The sequence below is a fragment of the Nocardioides palaemonis genome (assembly GCF_018275325.1).
Lineage (GTDB): Bacteria > Actinomycetota > Actinomycetes > Propionibacteriales > Nocardioidaceae > Nocardioides > Nocardioides palaemonis.
Genome location: NZ_JAGVQR010000004.1, coordinates 204,838 through 220,721 on the forward strand (window position 1 = coordinate 204,838; position 15,884 = coordinate 220,721).

The following is a 15,884-nucleotide window of genomic DNA, read 5'->3' on the forward strand; positions in this document are numbered from 1 at the left end:
CCGTCAGGCGGCGGTCCAGCCGCCGTCGAGGAGGAGCGAGGTGCCGGTCACCGAGGTGGCGGCGGGGCCGCAGAGGAAGGCGACCGCGTCGGCGACCTCCTCGGGCTCCACGAGCCGCTTGACCGGGGTGCGGGCGAGCAGGACGGTGTCGACCACCTCGTCGTCGGGCACGCCGTGGGCGCGCGCCTGGTCGGCGATCTGCCCCTCGACGAGCGGGGTGCGGACGTAGCCGGGGCACACGGTGTTGCTGGTGACGCCCCTGTCCGCGCCCTCGAGGGCGATCACCTTGGACAGCCCCTCGAGGCCGTGCTTGGCGCTCACGTAGGCGGACTTGAAGGCCGAGGCGCGGTGGCCGTGGACGCTCGAGACGTGGACCAGCCGACCCCAGCCGCGGTCGTACATGCCGGGCAGCACGCGCTGGGCGAGCAGGAACGGCGCGTGCAGCATCAGCGCGTGGATGGTGCGGAAGCGCTCGGGGTCGAACTCCTCGACCGGTGCGACGTGCTGGACGCCGGCGTTGTTGACGAGGACGTCGACGTCGAGGTCGAGGCCCGCGATCGCGGCCGGGTCGGTGAGGTCGACGACGTGGGGCGTGCCGTGGACCTGGGCGGCGACCTTGGCCACCCCCTCCTCGTCGCGGTCGAGCAGGTGGACCTCGGCGCCGTCGGCGGCCAGTCGGGCCGCCACGGCCGCGCCGATGCCGCTGGCGGCGCCGGTCACGAGCGCGCGGCGTCCCTCGAGCGTGGGACGGACGGAGGGGGTGACGGTGGTCATGGGTTCACCGTAGGGACGGACGTGACGCACGGCACATGGGCTCACACCACACACTTGACGGCCAGACGTGTGTCATGGGCCCACTTCACGTCCGCCCCGCCGGGGTAGTCCAGTGGCGAACCGCTGCTGGACGGGCTGTCTGACGACCGTTCGGCACTGGACTACCCCCGGGCGGGCCGGGGGGCGGGGTGTCAGGGGCGGTGGGGTGTCAGGGCGGTGGGGTGTCAGGGCGGTGGGGTCAGTGCGGTGGCGTCAGGGGCGCTGGAGTCGGGCCAGCCGCAGCGCGAGCTGGACGTCGAGCGCCCGGGCGGGCTCGCGCCAGCCCGGCCCGAGCAGCTCCCCCACCCGCTCGAGGCGCTGCGTGACGGTGTTGGGGTGCAGGTGCAGCGCCGCGGCGGTCTCCTTGAGCCGGCCGCCCGCGGCGAACCACGCCTCGAGGGTGGCGAGCAGGGCGGTGCCGCGGCGCTCGTCCCAGTCGCGGACCGGCCCGACGGCGGCGTCGATGAACGACGCGACGTGCTCGGGGTCGTTGTCGCCGAGGAGCAGGCGGGCCACGCCCAGCCCGGCCGGGTCGCTGACCTCGCCGCGGCGACCGAGGCGGACGAGGGTGTCCAGGCAGCGCAGCGCCTCGCCGTGCGCACGGGCCAGGCGGTCGTCCTGCAGTGCGTCGGTGGTGGTCGCGACGCCGACGGTCGCGGAGCCGCCGCTCGCCGCGACGACCGACTGGAGCTCGGCTCCGACGCGCTGCGGGTCGTCGCCCGGCACGACCAGGACGACCGCGCCGCGGTGCTCGCCGGCCAGGCCCGACAGCCGCCGGGCGAGGCCGAGCACCGCCCGGCTGGCGCGGTGCCGGTCGACCCCGTCGACCGCGGCCGCCGCCACGACGACCGGACCGTCGACGCTGGCGCCGTGGCGCCGCACCCGGTCGCGCAGCCGGCTCCGGTCGGCGGCGTCGCCCTCGAGCAGGTCGACCAGCAGCTGGCCGCCGAGGCGCTCCTCGGCGTCGGACACCGATCGGGCGAACAGCAGCACCAGCGCCGTGACCAGCGCCCCGCGCTCGAGGGTGCGCCGGCCAGCGAGGTCGAGCGGCTCGTCGCGCCGCAGGACGAGCGTCGCGACGTGCTCGCTGCCGGCCTGGGCGGCGGCCACCAGCCCCGACCCGACGACCACGCTGCGGCCCGACGCCAGGGCGGTGGGAACCGCCCCCGCCCAGTCGACCCCGCCGTCCTCGCCCGCCTGCAGCTCCCCCGACGGGGTCCAGATCGACACCGCACCGCCCAGCACGCCGGACAGCACGTCGGCGACCTCCGCGACGCCTCCCCCGCCGACCAGCAGGTCGGTGAGCCGGTCGTGGGCCAGCGCGGCGGCGTCGACGGCCTCGGTGTGCCGGGTCAGGGAGCGGTTGGCCTCGTCGAGCTCGGCGAAGAGCCGGGCGTTCTCGAGCGCCACCACCGCGTGCGCGGCGAACGACGTCAGCAGGCTGACCTCGGACTGCGGGAACCGGCGGACCGACCGGTGCACCGCCAGCAACGCACCGATCACGACGCCGTCGAGCACCAGCGGCACCCCGAGGATCGCGCGGATCTGCTCGCCGGCCACCGCGTCGTCGATGTAGCCCTGGTGGAGGAACCGCTCGTCGCGGGCGTAGTCCTCGGTGAAGTACGCCGCACCGGTCTGGGCGACCAGGCCGAGCAGCCCGGTGCCGAGCGGCAGGCGCAGCGTCCGGAACTCCTGGGTGAGGGCACCGTCGGTGACCTTCATGTAGGACGCGCCGTCGCCCTCGTCGTTGAGCGAGAGGTAGGTCATGTCGCAGTGCAGGAGCTGGCGCGCCCGGCGCACGATCGCGGCCAGGATGGTGTCGACGTCGCGGATGGCGGTGAGGTCGGACGCGGTCTCGTAGAGCGCGGACAGCTCGGCCTCCCGCGACCGCATCCGCGCGATCAGGTCCCGCAGCCGCAGCGCGACGTCGTACTCCGCACGCACCTCCGCCGCGGCGTCGCCGCCGAGTCCCCGCTCGACCCGGGCGAGGTGCGCGTCGAAGTCGCTCAGCGGCGCCTCGTCGTAGAGCAGGTCGAGGAAGGTCGGCACGCGGCCCATCCTGCCGCCCGCGCCGCCGGACCGCACGCGCCGGTCAGGCCTCGCGGGAGATCGTCATCTCGCGGTCGCCGTAGACGACGGTGTCGCCCTCGAGGAGCGTCGCGGGCTTGCCCGGCGCGAGCTGGCGCGAGACGCCCTGGCGCACCAGGACCGTCCCGTTGGTCGACCCGCGGTCCATCACCACGATCGTGCCGTCGGGTGCCGGGCCGAACTGGGCGTGGGTCTTCGACACCGACATGTCGGCCGACGCGAGCGGCACCAGGTGGGCGACCTGCTCGCCGGTACGGGCCTCCGGACGGCGCCCGACCAGCGCGAGCCCGGCGATCACGAAGCTCTCGCCGTTGTCGAAGTGGACCCGCCACCGGGCCGGATGCCCGGGCGGCGGGGCGGCGTGGCGCGGCGCCATCGGCTGGCGCTGCTGGGTGACCGCGGCCGACGGCGGTGCGGGCGCCTGCTGGACGGGCTGCTGGACCGGTTGCCGCATCGGCGGCTGGGCGGGCGGCTGGACCGGCGGCTGGACCGGCGGCCCCGGGGCGACGGGGACGGCCGCCGGCGCGGGTGGCGCGGTGACCTCCGGCGGGAGCGGCTGGCGACGCATCGAGTGCTCGGAGCGCTCGGGGGTGCGCACCGCCTCGACGGGCGGGGCGGGGATCAGGCGCATGGCGGTGAGGTTGACGATGTGGCGCGGCGCGTCGTCGACCGCGTCGGCGGCGGCCTCCACGACGGGTCGCACGTCGACCACGACGGTGTGGGTCAGGTGGTCGTGCCACCCGCGGCGCTGCCGACCCCTGTCCTCCACGGCCGTCCACGCCAGGGTGGCCACCCCGAGGCCGAACGTCGGCAGGCCCGCCGCGCCCAGGACCAGCGAGCGGACCAGGGCCGGCCCCACGCCGATCGGGGTGCCGGTGCCGTGGTGGACCACCCGCAGGCCGGCCATCGCCTTGCCCGGCGAGGTGCCGCCCACGCCCAGCACGACCGCGAGGACCAGCCAGAGCAGGACGGTGGCCCCCGCGACGACACCGGCGACGACCCACGGGTCGTCGTCCACGACCATCACGGTGACGACGCCGACGACGACCAGGAGCCCCCACGCGAGGATGCGGTCGAGGGCGAACGCCGTGAAGCGGCGCTCGAGCGCGGCGACCGGGTAGGTGACGGTGGGCTCGGGGCGCGGTGGCTGGTGCTGCTGCTGGTGCTGGGTCACGGTGGCGCTCAGGGGTTGGTCACCTGGATGGTGACGCCGTCGCCCAGGTCGAGGACGGCGCCGGGGATCAGGCTGACGGCGATCCCGGCGGTCAGCTCCTCGGGCTCGAGGCCCGGCTGGGCGAGCACGGTGCCGTTGGTGGAGCCGAGGTCGGTCGCGATCGCGGAGCCGTGGTCGGCACCGGCGCCGGGGCGGATCTCGAGGTGGGTGGAGGAGATCTCCTGGTGCGGGCTCGCGACGGTCACGACGTGGGGCTGGTCGTGGGAGGCGAACCGGCGGGCCTCGGGCGCACGGCCGACCAGCACGGTCCGGTCGACCGCGACGACGTCACCGGTCGAGAAGACCAGCGAGGCGACCGGTGCGGACACGACGTCGGGCCCGATCTCCTGGCCGGGGATCGGGGGGCGCGCGAAGTCGGGCGTCGGCGCTCCGGCCACCGTCTGGCCGTCGCGGTCCCAGTCGTCGGCGACGGCCGGGGTCTCGCCGGTGGGGGTCGGGTCCTCCTCGGGCTGGCCGAAGGACATCGGCTGCGCGACGGGCTCCGGCGCGGGCTCCGGCGCGGGCTCGGGGGCGGGCTCCGGGGCAGGCTCCGGCTCGGGAACGGGCGCGGCGGCGGGCTCGGGAACGGGAACAGGCGCGGCGGCGGGCTCGGGCGTCGGCTCGGCCGCCGCTTCGGGGCGTACGTCGTCCACGTCCGCGGACGCCGGACCGAGCTCGACGGCCGACACCCGGGCGATGCCGGGCGTCAGGGTGTGCTCGACGGGTCCCTCGCCGGCCAGCGCGACGTGCACCGACACCTCGCCGGTGAGGACCTGCTCGTGCCAGGTGGTGCCGGGCTCGGCCCGGAGCTCCGCCCGGCCGGCGGCCGACGCCACGCTGGCGGTCGGGGCGCCGCGCAGGATGACCCGCGTGGCCTGGCCGCCGTGGGCGACGAGCGCGAAGTGGTCGAGGGAGGAGAGACCGCCGGCGAGCAGCGCGTCGAGGAGCGCGACGGCGTCGGCGCCACCGTCGGCGAGCTCCCAGAGCGCGGCCACCCGGCCGCGCTGGCTGCTCGGCAGCAGGACGGCGACCTGCTCGCCGACCACGGCGTACCAGTCCCCCGTCGCGAACCTGGCCGCTGCGCTGGCCTCTGCGCTCACTGTCGTCCCCCCAGCTTGGATTCGAGACTCTGCAGCTGGCGCTGCGAGTCGTAGGTGGCGTCCTTCACCAATCCCACCACATCGACGACGATCGCCGTGGCGTTGTCGCGACCCCCGGCGGCCACGGCCGCCCGGACCAGCCGGTCGGCCGCGTCGCGCGGGTCGGGGACGCTCTCGAGGATCTCCTCGATCTCCTTGTCCTCGATCATCCCGGTGACGCCGTCGCTGCACAGCAGGAGGCGCTCGACCGAGCCGAGCGGGAGCAGGAAGAAGTCGGGCTGGATGCCCTCCGGGCTGCCGAGCGCCCGGGTGATGACGTGGCGCTCGGGGTGGACCGCGGCCTCCTCGACGGTGATCTCGCCGGCGTCGATCAGCTCCTGCACGACCGAGTGGTCGACGCTGACCTGCTCGAGGCGTCCCTCGGTGATGCGGTAGATCCGCGAGTCGCCGAGGTTGGCCAGCAGCCACTTGGTGACGCCATGGTCGTCGACCAGCACCGCGACGACGGCCGTCGTGCCGGCGTGCCACCCCGGCGAATGGGCCCGGTGGGCGTCGCCGAAGTCGACGATGCGCGCCTGCGCGCGGGCGAACGTGTCGGCCACCTGCTCGGCGCCGCGCGCCGGGTCGTAGTCACCCGCGAGCCGCTGGAACTCCTCCACCACCATCTGGCTGGCGACGTCGCCACCGGAGTGACCGCCCATGCCGTCGGCAACGACGAAGACGGGCGGGGCGACCAGGTAGGAGTCCTCGTTGACCGTGCGCACCAGTCCGACGTCGCTCGACGCCCCGTGGTGCAGGTCGACGTTCTTCATGCCCGGCCCTCTTCGCTGCCCCGTGCCCAGTTGGTCGGCGGGGGTGCCGACCAGGCGAGTAGCGTAAGAGGGATGTCCAGCCAACGACGGGCGACACCCGCACGCACCCTCGCCGACCAGCTCCGCGGCTGGCCGGACGAGCGTCTCGTCGCCCTGCTCGGGGCCCGTCCGGATCTCGCCACTCCCGCCCCTCAGGATTCGGCGCAGCTGGCCTCGCGGGCCGCCACGCGCTCGTCGATTCATCGCGCCCTCGACGGACTCGACCGCCTCGAGCTCTCCGTGCTTGATGCCCTCGTCGTCGTGGGTCAAACCACCCCGGAGCGACTTGTCGAGGTCGTGCACGCCGACCCCGACCGGACCGCCGCCGCGCTGCAGCACCTGCTCGACCTCGCGCTCGCCTGGGAGGCGCCCGGGGGCGTACGCGCGCTGACCGGCGTCGCGGACGCGATGCGGGGCGCCCCCGGACCCCTCAGCGGCCTGCGCCCGAGCAGCCCGGAGCCCGCGTCCCCGGAGGTCGTCGCCACCCTCGTCGACGAGCTGAGCCCGGCCGCCCAGGCGCTGCTGCGCCACGTCGACGCCCACGGCGGCGAGGGGACGACCGGTGCCGCCCGCCGGACCGTCACCCCGGCCGACGCGTCGTCCCCCGCCGAGGAGCTCCTCGCCCGCCGGCTGCTGGTGCCGCGCGAGGGCTCGACGGTCGTCCTGCCCGGCGAGGTCGGCCTGGCGCTGCGCGGCGGCCGCACGACGACCGAGCCGGTCGACGACGTGCCCGGGCTGGCCACGTCGAGCCGCGACCCCGACCTGGTGGCGCGGACCGCCGCGGGCGCGGCGTTCGACGTCGTACGACGCGTCGAGCTGCTGCTCGACCAGTGGGGGGTGCACCCGCCGGGCGTGCTGCGCAGCGGCGGGCTCGCAGTGCGCGACCTCAAGGAGGTGGCGCGCGACCTGCACGTCGACGAGGGCGAGGCCGCGCTGCTCGTCGAGGTGGCGCTGGCGTCCGGCCTCGTCGCGGAGGGCACCCAGCCCGACGGCTCGCCGGCCTGGCTCCCGACCGACGAGTACGACGTGTGGTCCGGCAAGCCGATGTCCGAGCGCTGGGCGCGGCTCGTGGGCGGCTGGCTCTCGAGCAGCCGGGTGCCGTCGCTCGTCGGCAGCCGCGACGCCGCCGGGAAGACGTGGAACGCGCTGTCCCCCGAGCTCTCCAGCGGCCTCGCCGAGGAGGCCCGGCGGCTCGCGCTGCGGGTGTGGGCCGAGACGGCCGACGGCGAGGTGCTCGCTGCAGGGACCGGGACGGCGTCGCTGGTGCGGCGGGTGGAGTGGCTGCGTCCGCGCCGGCCGACGGCCTTCACCGACCTGGTCGCGGCCGCCCTGGCCGAGGCGGCGGTGCTCGGCGTCGGAGGCGCGGGCGGCCTGCCGCCGAGCGGACGGCTGGTCGCGGCGGGCGACCTCCCCGGCGCCGCGGCGGCGATCGACGACCACCTCCCCCAGCCCGTCGACCACGTGCTCCTCCAGGCCGACCTGACCGCCGTCGCGCCCGGCCCACTGGAGACCGAGGTCGCCCGCCGGCTGCACCTCCTCGCCGACGTCGAGTCGCGCGGCGGTGCGACCGTCTACCGCTTCAGCGCCGGCTCGCTGCGGCGTGCCTTCGACGCCGGCTGGTCGGCCGCCGAGGTGCGGGAGTTCCTCGGCTCGGTCTCCCGGACGCCGGTGCCCCAGCCGCTCGACTTCCTCGTCGACGACGTGTCGCGGACCTTCGGCAGCGTCCGTGTCGGCCACGCCGAGGCGTTCCTGCGCGCCGACGACGAGGCGGCGCTCGCCGCCCTGGTGCACGACCCGCGGGCCCGCACGCTCGGGCTGCGCCTGCTCGCCCCCACCGTCGCCATCGCGACGTCGCCCCTCGACGTGCTGCTGCCGCGCCTGCGCGAGCTGGGTGCGGCGCCGGTGGTGGAGGCCGCCGACGGGACGGTCCGGGTCAGCCGTCCCGACCTCCAGCGGGCCCGCTCGCGGCGCGGCCGCCGGCCCGCCGGTGCGGTCGAGGCCCGTCAGGTCGCCCAGGTGCAGGCCGTGGCGACGGCGATCCGGGCGGGCGACCGCGCCGAGTCGTCGCGACCTCCCACCGCCGCCACGACCACACCGTCGGGAGCGCTCGCCGCGCTGCGGGAGGCGATCGAGTCGGGGACGACCGTGGTGATCGGCTACGTCGACAACCACGGCGCCACGGGCGAGCGGGTCGTCGAGCCGCGGCGCCTCGACGGTGGTCGGCTCTCCGCCTTCGACCACCGCTCCGACGACCTGCGCGAGTTCGCGGTCCACCGCATCACCGGCGTGCGCCGGGCGTGAGCCGAGCCGGTGCGGACCCGGTTCGTAGAATGGTCAGATGGACTTCCTCCGCTACGCCGAGCGCTCCGCCGCGCTCGTCAACGCCGAGCTGGCCGACGAGGCCGCCCTGCGTGAGCACCTCGCGGACCGCTCGTGGCTGCACCGCTCGGTCGTGGCGACCGACGTGGCCGCGCTGGAGTCGTTCCGGGCCGAGCTCCGGCCGGTGTTCGAGGCCTCCCAGGCCGACGACGTACGACGGGTCGTGAGCCAGCTCAACGACCTGCTGGCCCGGCACCCGGTGACGCCGATGATCTCCGACCACGACCCGGCCAACCTCCACATGCACGTCGCCAACCGCGCCGCCTCGGTCGCCGAGCTGCTCATCGGCGAGGCGCTGATGGGGCTCGCCACGCTGGTGTGCGACCTCGGCGCGACCCGGCTCGGCACCTGCTCGGAGCCGCGGTGCGACCACGTCTTCGTCGACACCTCGCCCAACCAGTCGCGCCGCTACTGCTCCGACCGCTGCTCCTCGCGCGCCAACGTGGCGGCGTTCCGGGCGCGGCAGAAGGCCGTGCGCGAGCAGCCCGAGGACGACACCCCCGCGGCGGCGGCGCAGTGAACGACGGCCCCCTGATCGTCCAGTCCGACAAGACGCTCCTGCTCGAGGTCGACCACCCGTCGGCCGCCGAGGCTCGCAAGGCGATCGCGCCCTTCGCCGAGCTCGAGCGCTCCCCGGAGCACATCCACACCTACCGCCTGACCCCGCTCGGCCTCTGGAACGCCCGCGCCGCCGGGCACGACGCCGAGCAGGTCGTCGACGCGCTGCTGACGTGGAGCCGGTACGCCGTCCCGCACGCGCTGCTGGTCGACGTCGCCGAGACCATGGGCCGCTACGGCCGGCTGCGCCTGGAGAAGCACCCCGTCCACGGCCTGGTCCTGTCGTCGGTAGACCGCCCGGTGCTCGAGGAGGTGCTGCGCGCCAAGAAGGTCGCCGGCATGGTCGGCGCCCGCCTCGACGACGACACCGTCGCGGTGCACCCCAGCGAGCGCGGCAACCTCAAGCAGGCGCTGCTCAAGCTCGGCTGGCCGGCCGAGGACTTCGCCGGCTACGTCGACGGCGAGGCGCACGCGATCGACCTCGCCGAGGACGGCTGGGCCCTCCGCCCCTACCAGCGCGACGCCGCCCAGTCCTTCTTCGACGGCGGGTCGGGCGTCGTGGTGCTGCCGTGCGGCGCGGGCAAGACGATCGTCGGCGCCGCGTCGATGGCGCACGCCCGCGCGACCACGCTGATCCTGGTGACCAACACGGTCAGCGCCCGGCAGTGGAAGGACGAGCTGGTCCGGCGCACGTCCCTCACGCCCGACGAGATCGGCGAGTACTCCGGGGCCGTCAAGGAGATCCGGCCGGTCACCATCGCGACCTACCAGGTGCTGACGCTGAAGCGGAAGGGCGTCTACCCGCACCTCGAGCTGCTCGACGCCCGCGACTGGGGCCTCATCGTCTACGACGAGGTGCACCTGCTGCCGGCCCCGATCTTCCGAATGACCGCCGACCTGCAGGCGCGCCGCCGGCTCGGCCTCACCGCGACCCTGGTGCGCGAGGACGGCCGCGAGGGCGAGGTGTTCTCGCTGATCGGGCCGAAGCGCTACGACGCACCGTGGAAGGACATCGAGGCGCAGGGCTACATCGCGCCCGCCGACTGCGTGGAGGTCCGGGTGACGCTGCCCGAGGGCGAGCGGCTGGCCTACGCCACCAGCGATCCCGACACCCGCTACCGGCTCGCGTCGTGCACGCACGCCAAGATCGACGTGGTGCGCGACCTGGTCCAGCAGCACGCCGGCCAGCCGACGCTGGTGATCGGGCAGTACATCGACCAGCTCGACGAGATCGGCGCGATGCTCGACGCACCGGTGATCAAGGGCGAGACGACGGTCAAGGAGCGCCAGCGGCTCTTCGACGCGTTCCGCTCCGGCGAGATCGGGCTGCTCGTCGTCAGCAAGGTGGCCAACTTCTCGATCGACCTGCCCTCGGCCGAGGTGGCCATCCAGGTCAGCGGGTCCTTCGGGTCGCGCCAGGAGGAGGCCCAGCGGCTGGGCCGGCTGCTGCGCCCGAAGACCGAGGGCCGCAGCGCCCACTTCTACACGATCGTCTCGCGTGACACCGTCGACGCCGACTTCGCGCAGAACCGCCAGCGCTTCCTCGCCGAGCAGGGCTACGCCTACCGGATCGTCGACGCCGGGGACCTGCAGTCCCCGGCGTGACGACGGACCGGATCAGGCGAGGGTGCTGCTGTCGATCACGAAGCGGTAGCGCACGTCGGAGGCGAGCACCCGCTCGTAGGCCTCGTTGACCTGCTCGGCGCGGATCAGCTCGATCTCGCTGACGATGCCGTGCTCGGCGCAGAAGTCGAGCATCTCCTGGGTCTCGGCGATGCCGCCGATCATGGAGCCGGCGAACGTGCGCCGGTTGCTGAGCAGCGAGAAGACGTTGACGTCGAGCGGCTCGGCGGGAGCGCCGACGTTGACCATCGCGCCGTTGACGGCGAGCAGGCCGAGGTAGGCGCTGACGTCGATCTTCGCGCTGACCGTGTTGATGATCAGGTCGAAGGAGCTCGCGAGGGTCTCGAAGGTCCCCTCGTCGGAGGTCGCGTGGTAGTGGTCGGCGCCGAGGCGCAGGCCGTCCTCCTGCTTCTTCAGCGACTGCGACAGCACGGTGACCTCCGCGCCCATCGCGTGGGCGATCTTGACCGCCATGTGGCCGAGGCCGCCGAGGCCGACGACGGCGACCTTCGTGCCGGGGCCGGCGTTCCAGTGCTTGAGCGGGGAGTACGTCGTGATGCCGGCGCACAGCAGCGGGGTGGCAGCCGCGGGGTCGAGGCCCTCGGGGACGGAGAGGACGTAGTCGGCGTCGACGACGACCTTCTGCGAGTAGCCGCCCTGGGTGGTGGTGCCGTCGCGGTCGGTGGCGGCGTAGGTGCCGACCATGCCCTGGCGGCAGTACTGCTCGTCGCCGGCGCGGCAGTTGTCGCACTCGCCGCACGAGCCCACCATGCAGCCGACGCCGACGCGGTCGCCCACCCGGTGGCGGGTGACGTCGGAGCCGACCTCGGCGACGGTGCCCACGATCTCGTGGCCGGGCACGACGGGGAAGGGCTGCGGGCCCCAGTCGCCGTTGACGGTGTGGATGTCGGAGTGGCAGATGCCGGCGAACTCGATGTCGATCAGCACGTCGTTCGCGCCGACCTCGCGGCGCTCGATGGTGATCGGCTCGAGCGGCGCACCGGCGGACGGGGCGGCGTAGGCGTTCACGCGCATGGGGGATCTCTCCTTGCTCTCTACGGGGTCGTCCGGGCGGGTGGCCCGGACGGGGGTCGGACGGTGGTCCGGCTAGTGGTCGGTGACCGCGCGCAGCTCCTCGGCGAGCGCCCGCGCCTGCGCGGAGATCTCCTCGCTGCGAGCGGCGTCACCGTCCTCCACGGCCTGCCAGTAGGCGATCTTGAGGTCGACGTAGCGCTGCCGCAGGGCGAGCCGCTGCGCCTCGACCGTCAGGTGCCGCTGCTGCTGCTCGAGCAGCTCGCGCTGCTCGGCGGCGGCCTCGGCGCCCCGCCGGGCGTTGGCCATGTAGTGGCGCATGTCGTCGAGCCCCATCCCGGTGGCGGCGAGGCAGGACACCGACATCAGCTGGTCGAGGTCGGCCTCGCCGTAGACGCGGTGCCCGCTGCTCGCTCCGCGGCCGATCGGGGGGATCACCCCGACCTGCTCGTAGTAGCGCAGCGTGCTCGCCGGCAGCCCGGTGAGGGCGGCCGTCTCGCGGATCGTGTAGCTGCGGGGCTCGGCGTGCGTGGTCACGTCGTACGACGCTAGGAACTTCGAGTACTCGAAGTCAAAGCCGGCGTGACGCGTTGTGGCGCCTCGCTACGCTCGAGGTCGTGACCCTCCGCGAACGCCTCGGCGCCGAGCTGTTCCGCAAGGTGGCCGGGCCCGACGGCGACCGTGCCCGCGAGCGTGTCCACGGCACTCCGGGCCCCCGCTGGTTCGCCCCCGACTCCCCCATCGCCCGCGTCCACGGCGACGCCTCGATGTTCGTCGGCGGCATCCGCGCGATCATGTTGCAGTCGCTGCACCCGGCGGCGATGCAGGGCGTCGCCGACCACTCCGGCTACCGCGGCGACATGTGGGGCCGGCTCGCGCAGGTCTCGACCTACATCGCGATGACGACCTTCGGCACCGAGAAGGACGCCCTGCAGGTGATCCGAGCGGTCCAGCGGGCGCACGAGTCGGTGACCGGCACGATGCCGGACGGGACGCCCTATGCCGCGAGCGACCCGCACCTGCTCGGCTGGGTCCACGCCGCCGAGATCGAGAGCTTCCTGCTCGCCCACGACCGCTACGGCCACCGCCCGCTGGTGGCCCGCGAGCGCGACGAGTACGTCGCCCAGACCGCCGTCGCCGCCGAGCACCTCGGCGTCATCGGTGCGCCACGGTCCGAGGAGGAGCTGCGGACGGTGCTCACGGCGTACGGCCCCGAGCTGCGCGGGACGCCGGCCGCCCAGGAGGCGATCCGGTTCCTGCTGCTCCACCCCGACCTGCCGCTCGTCGCGCGTCCGGGCTACCTCTCGCTGGCGACGGCGGCGATCGGCCTGCTGCCCGCCGAGGCCCGGCGCGAGCTGCGGCTGCCGCCGGTCCCGCCGGTGACCAACCGGGTGCTGGGCGCGGCCGCCACCCGCACCATCCGCTGGGCGATGGCCTCCGGCCACGCCCACGCGCGCGAGCTCCAGGCGCAGCAGACGTGAGCCTGACGTCACGCTGGCCGCTGCCCGACCGGCACGACCTGCGCGACGAGCTGCTGTTGGCGTGGGACCGCCCGGGCTACCACGACCTGGTCCACCTCACCGAGGTCCTCGACCGGCTCGAGGACCTCGCCCACGCCGGCGCGCGCTTCGAGGCCGTGCCGGTCGCGCTCGCCGCGTGGTTCCACGACGCGGTCTACGACGGCGCGCCGGACGACGAGGAGCGCTCCGCGCGATGGGCCGAGCGCGCCCTGGACCTGCCTCTCGCGGCGGAGGCCGCCCGCCTGGTGCGGATGACGGCCGAGCACCGCCCGGACGACGACGACGCGGAGGGCTGCGCGCTCAGCGACGCCGACCTCGGCATCCTCGCCGCACCGCAGGAGCGCTACGACGCCTACGTCGCGGGCGTGCGCGCCGACTTCGCCCACGTGGGCGACGCCGACTTCCGCGCCGGCAGGCGCGAGGTCCTCGAGGACCTCGCGGCGCGGCCGCGCCTGTTCCGCACCCGTCAGGCGCACGACCTGTGGGACGCGCGGGCGCGCACCAACCTCGAGCGGGAGCTGGCCGGGCTGCGCGGGTGAGGCGTCAGCGGTCGGCGAGCTGGAGGTAGAAGGTGAACCGGTCGTGGCGGTAGCAGGTGCGCGAGACCTCCACGATGCGCCCGTCGGCGACGGCCCGACGCGCGTGCCGCAGCACCGGGTCGCCCTCGGCGATCCCGAGGATGGTCGCCTCCTCCGCGCTCGCGCGGTCGGCGCTGATCGCGTCCTCGACGTCGGTCGGGCGCAGCCCGCGCGCCTCGAGGGCGTCGTAGAGGCTGGTCGGGGTGCCGTGCTGCAGGAAGCCGGGCAGCAGCACCTCGTTGAGGTAGGCGTCCTCGACGCACACGACCTCCTGGTCGGCGCGCCGGAGCCGACGCCAGTGCAGGACCGGGTCGCCCGGCGAGATGTCGAGGGCACGGGCCACGCCCGGCCCTGCCTGCTCGACCCGCGCGAGGAGGGTCTGCGACTCGGGCAGCATCCCGCGGCGGCGCATCTCCTCGGTGTAGGAGGTCAGCCGGCCGGAGGTCTTCGGCGGCTGGGCGACGAAGGTGCCGCGGCCCGGGATCCGCTCCAGCAGGCCCTCGGCGACGAGCGCGTCGAGGGCCTGGCGCACCGTCATCCGGGCGACGCCGAAACGGGCGACGAGCTCGCGCTCGGACGGGGCGGCCGACCCGGGCGGCTGGCTCTCGATGAGACCGCGCACGTGCTCGCGCACCTGCACGTGCTTGAGCGCCCGCTGACGCGGTACGACGAGGTCCACCGGCTCCATGCCAGACAGGCTAGGTACGCATGTCGATCCGCGTCACCCAATTGACCAAGCCTGTGGGGAAGCCTTGAGCGTACCTTGATCTTCGAACGTGCGTTCGACTCATCGGGTACTCTGGACCTGTGGACCTCCGGGTGGACTTCCAGGGCTCGCTCTTCGCCGCCGACGACTCCGCGCCCGCGACCCTCGCGCCGCAGCGCCACGTCCTCACCGACGGCGCGTGGGTCGACGTGCAGCGCAGCTGGCTGCCCGACCCCGACGCGGTCCTGGCCGCGCTGGTCGCCGAGGTGCCGTGGCGCGCCGAGCGCCGCGAGATGTACGACGCCGTCGTCGACGTCCCGCGCCTGGTGCACACCTACCTGGGCGGTGACCCGCTCCCCCACCCGGTGCTCGGACGGGCGCGTGACGCGCTGAGCGACCACTACCTCCCCGAGCTCGGCGAGCCGTTCGTGAGCGCCGGCTGCTGCTACTACCGCGACGGCCGTGACTCGGTGGCCTGGCACGGCGACACGATCGGGCGCGGGCGTCACCAGGACACGATGGTCGCGATCGTGAGCGTCGGCGACCCCCGCCGGCTGCTGCTGCGTCCACGCGGCGGGGGCGCCTCCATGGCGTTCACGATGGGCCACGGCGACCTCGTGGTGATGGGCGGGTCGTGCCAGCGCACCTGGGAGCACGCGGTCCCGAAGGTCGCGCACGCCGGGCCGCGGATCTCGGTCCAGTTCCGCCCGCTCCACGTGTTCTGACACGCGGCCCGCGCGTCGCTACCTCCGCAGCAGCCGGCGGACCACGGCGAGGCCGACGACCGCGGCCAGCGCCTGCTTCCAGTAGGACTTGAGCAGCACCGGCAGCACCGCACTCCCGAGGTCGAGCGCCTCCGTGGGGGTGGGGGCGGCGGGGGTGGCGGTGCCGCCGGCTTCGAGGGAGGCGGGGCGTCCTCCCGGACTGCTGCCGGACCGGCGTCGGCGACCGCCGCCGGCTCGGGGTCGGGCGGCGGCGCCGGCGCGGCCAGGCGCTGCTCGAGGCAGGTGACGAACTGCCCGAGCAGCTTGTCGGACACGTCCTGCATGACACCGCGCCCGAACTGCGCCGGCTTGCCGGTGATCGCGAGGTCGGTCTCGACCGCCACGTCGGTCGAGGTGTCCGACCCGGTCATCGACACGGTCACCTTCGCACCGGCCGTGCCGTTGCCGCGCTTGTCCTTGCCCTTGGCGTCGACCACGAACCGGTGCGCCGCGGCGTCCTTCTCGACGAAGGTGCCGCTGCCGTTGTACTGCAGGGCGATCGGCCCGAGCTTGACCTTGACCGACCCCGAGAACGACTCCTCGTCGGCCTCGGACACCTGGGCGCCCGGGAAGCACTCCGCGACAGACGCGATGTCGTTGAAGTGCGCCCAGGTCTCCTCGACGCCGACGGGGACGGTGAAGCGGTGGGACAGCTCCAC

General features: G+C 74.7%; 14 protein-coding genes and 1 pseudogene. 6 read left to right on the forward strand and 9 right to left on the reverse strand.

The annotated features are described in order from the left end of the window. Nucleotides 1-3: 3 nt before the first annotated feature. The 5 genes from KDN32_RS16685 to KDN32_RS16705 all read right to left on the reverse strand — a co-directional run bounded on the left by KDN32_RS16685 (nucleotide 4) and on the right by KDN32_RS16705 (nucleotide 6,026). On the reverse strand, nucleotides 4-774 hold the full coding sequence (locus KDN32_RS16685) for a 3-hydroxybutyrate dehydrogenase (RefSeq protein ID WP_211733392.1): 771 nt from the start codon (nucleotides 772-774) through the stop codon (nucleotides 4-6). 252 nt (nucleotides 775-1,026) lie between these two features. After that, nucleotides 1,027-2,871 (reverse strand): helix-turn-helix domain-containing protein, encoded by a 1,845-nt coding sequence (locus tag KDN32_RS16690; protein ID WP_211733393.1) that lies wholly within the window; start codon nucleotides 2,869-2,871, stop codon nucleotides 1,027-1,029. Between the two features lie 34 nt (nucleotides 2,872-2,905). Beyond that, on the reverse strand, nucleotides 2,906-4,075 hold the full coding sequence (locus tag KDN32_RS23005; RefSeq protein WP_211733394.1) for an RDD family protein: 1,170 nt from the start codon (nucleotides 4,073-4,075) through the stop codon (nucleotides 2,906-2,908). Between the two features lie 8 nt (nucleotides 4,076-4,083). Further along, nucleotides 4,084-5,214, reverse strand: coding sequence for an FHA domain-containing protein (locus KDN32_RS16700; protein ID WP_211733395.1), 1,131 nt, complete (start codon nucleotides 5,212-5,214; stop codon nucleotides 4,084-4,086). Beyond that, nucleotides 5,211-6,026 carry a PP2C family protein-serine/threonine phosphatase gene (locus tag KDN32_RS16705; RefSeq protein ID WP_211733396.1) on the reverse strand — a complete coding sequence of 272 codons (816 nt, stop codon included), beginning with the start codon at nucleotides 6,024-6,026 and terminating at the stop codon, nucleotides 5,211-5,213. Before KDN32_RS16705 ends, KDN32_RS16700 begins: the two co-directional genes overlap by 4 nt. A 72-nt stretch (nucleotides 6,027-6,098) precedes the next feature. On the opposite strand from KDN32_RS16705, the gene KDN32_RS16710 reads away from it, so the two are divergent. From KDN32_RS16710 to KDN32_RS16720, 3 genes are read left to right on the forward strand one after another with little or no spacing between them, the layout of a single operon-like run. Continuing rightward, nucleotides 6,099-8,366 carry a helicase C-terminal domain-containing protein gene (locus KDN32_RS16710; protein WP_211733397.1) on the forward strand — a complete coding sequence of 756 codons (2,268 nt, stop codon included), beginning with the start codon at nucleotides 6,099-6,101 and terminating at the stop codon, nucleotides 8,364-8,366. Nucleotides 8,367-8,403: 37 nt separating this feature from the next. Further along, nucleotides 8,404-8,964 carry a CGNR zinc finger domain-containing protein gene (locus KDN32_RS16715; protein ID WP_211733398.1) on the forward strand — a complete coding sequence of 187 codons (561 nt, stop codon included), beginning with the start codon at nucleotides 8,404-8,406 and terminating at the stop codon, nucleotides 8,962-8,964. Next, the gene (locus KDN32_RS16720; protein ID WP_211733399.1) at nucleotides 8,961-10,607 is read left to right on the forward strand and encodes a DNA repair helicase XPB; all 1,647 of its coding nucleotides are present in this window, start codon (nucleotides 8,961-8,963) and stop codon (nucleotides 10,605-10,607) included. The genes KDN32_RS16715 and KDN32_RS16720 overlap by 4 nt, the downstream gene beginning before the upstream one ends. A gap of 12 nt (nucleotides 10,608-10,619) precedes the next feature. Here the strand turns inward: KDN32_RS16720 and KDN32_RS16725 are convergent, their stop codons facing one another. Both KDN32_RS16725 and KDN32_RS16730 read right to left on the reverse strand, forming a co-directional pair. Then, nucleotides 10,620-11,660: an NAD(P)-dependent alcohol dehydrogenase gene (locus KDN32_RS16725; RefSeq protein WP_211733400.1), complete on the reverse strand. Its 1,041-nt coding sequence runs from the start codon at nucleotides 11,658-11,660 to the stop codon at nucleotides 10,620-10,622. A gap of 72 nt (nucleotides 11,661-11,732) precedes the next feature. Further along, nucleotides 11,733-12,194 (reverse strand): MerR family transcriptional regulator, encoded by a 462-nt coding sequence (locus tag KDN32_RS16730; RefSeq protein WP_211733401.1) that lies wholly within the window; start codon nucleotides 12,192-12,194, stop codon nucleotides 11,733-11,735. Nucleotides 12,195-12,274: 80 nt separating this feature from the next. Between KDN32_RS16730 and KDN32_RS16735 the strand changes: the two genes are divergently transcribed. Both KDN32_RS16735 and KDN32_RS16740 read left to right on the forward strand, forming a co-directional pair. Then, nucleotides 12,275-13,138, forward strand: coding sequence for an oxygenase MpaB family protein (locus tag KDN32_RS16735; protein ID WP_211733402.1), 864 nt, complete (start codon nucleotides 12,275-12,277; stop codon nucleotides 13,136-13,138). Further along, nucleotides 13,135-13,716 (forward strand): HD domain-containing protein, encoded by a 582-nt coding sequence (locus KDN32_RS16740; protein ID WP_307854173.1) that lies wholly within the window; start codon nucleotides 13,135-13,137, stop codon nucleotides 13,714-13,716. The genes KDN32_RS16735 and KDN32_RS16740 overlap by 4 nt, the downstream gene beginning before the upstream one ends. A 4-nt stretch (nucleotides 13,717-13,720) precedes the next feature. Here the strand turns inward: KDN32_RS16740 and KDN32_RS16745 are convergent, their stop codons facing one another. Then, nucleotides 13,721-14,443: a GntR family transcriptional regulator gene (locus KDN32_RS16745; RefSeq protein ID WP_211733403.1), complete on the reverse strand. Its 723-nt coding sequence runs from the start codon at nucleotides 14,441-14,443 to the stop codon at nucleotides 13,721-13,723. Nucleotides 14,444-14,562: 119 nt separating this feature from the next. On the opposite strand from KDN32_RS16745, the gene KDN32_RS16750 reads away from it, so the two are divergent. Further along, on the forward strand, nucleotides 14,563-15,186 hold the full coding sequence (locus KDN32_RS16750; protein WP_307854174.1) for an alpha-ketoglutarate-dependent dioxygenase AlkB: 624 nt from the start codon (nucleotides 14,563-14,565) through the stop codon (nucleotides 15,184-15,186). A gap of 323 nt (nucleotides 15,187-15,509) precedes the next feature. Here KDN32_RS16750 and KDN32_RS22590 read toward each other — a convergent pair. Further along, nucleotides 15,510-15,884: pseudogene (locus KDN32_RS22590) on the reverse strand (SRPBCC family protein); the annotation flags it as partial.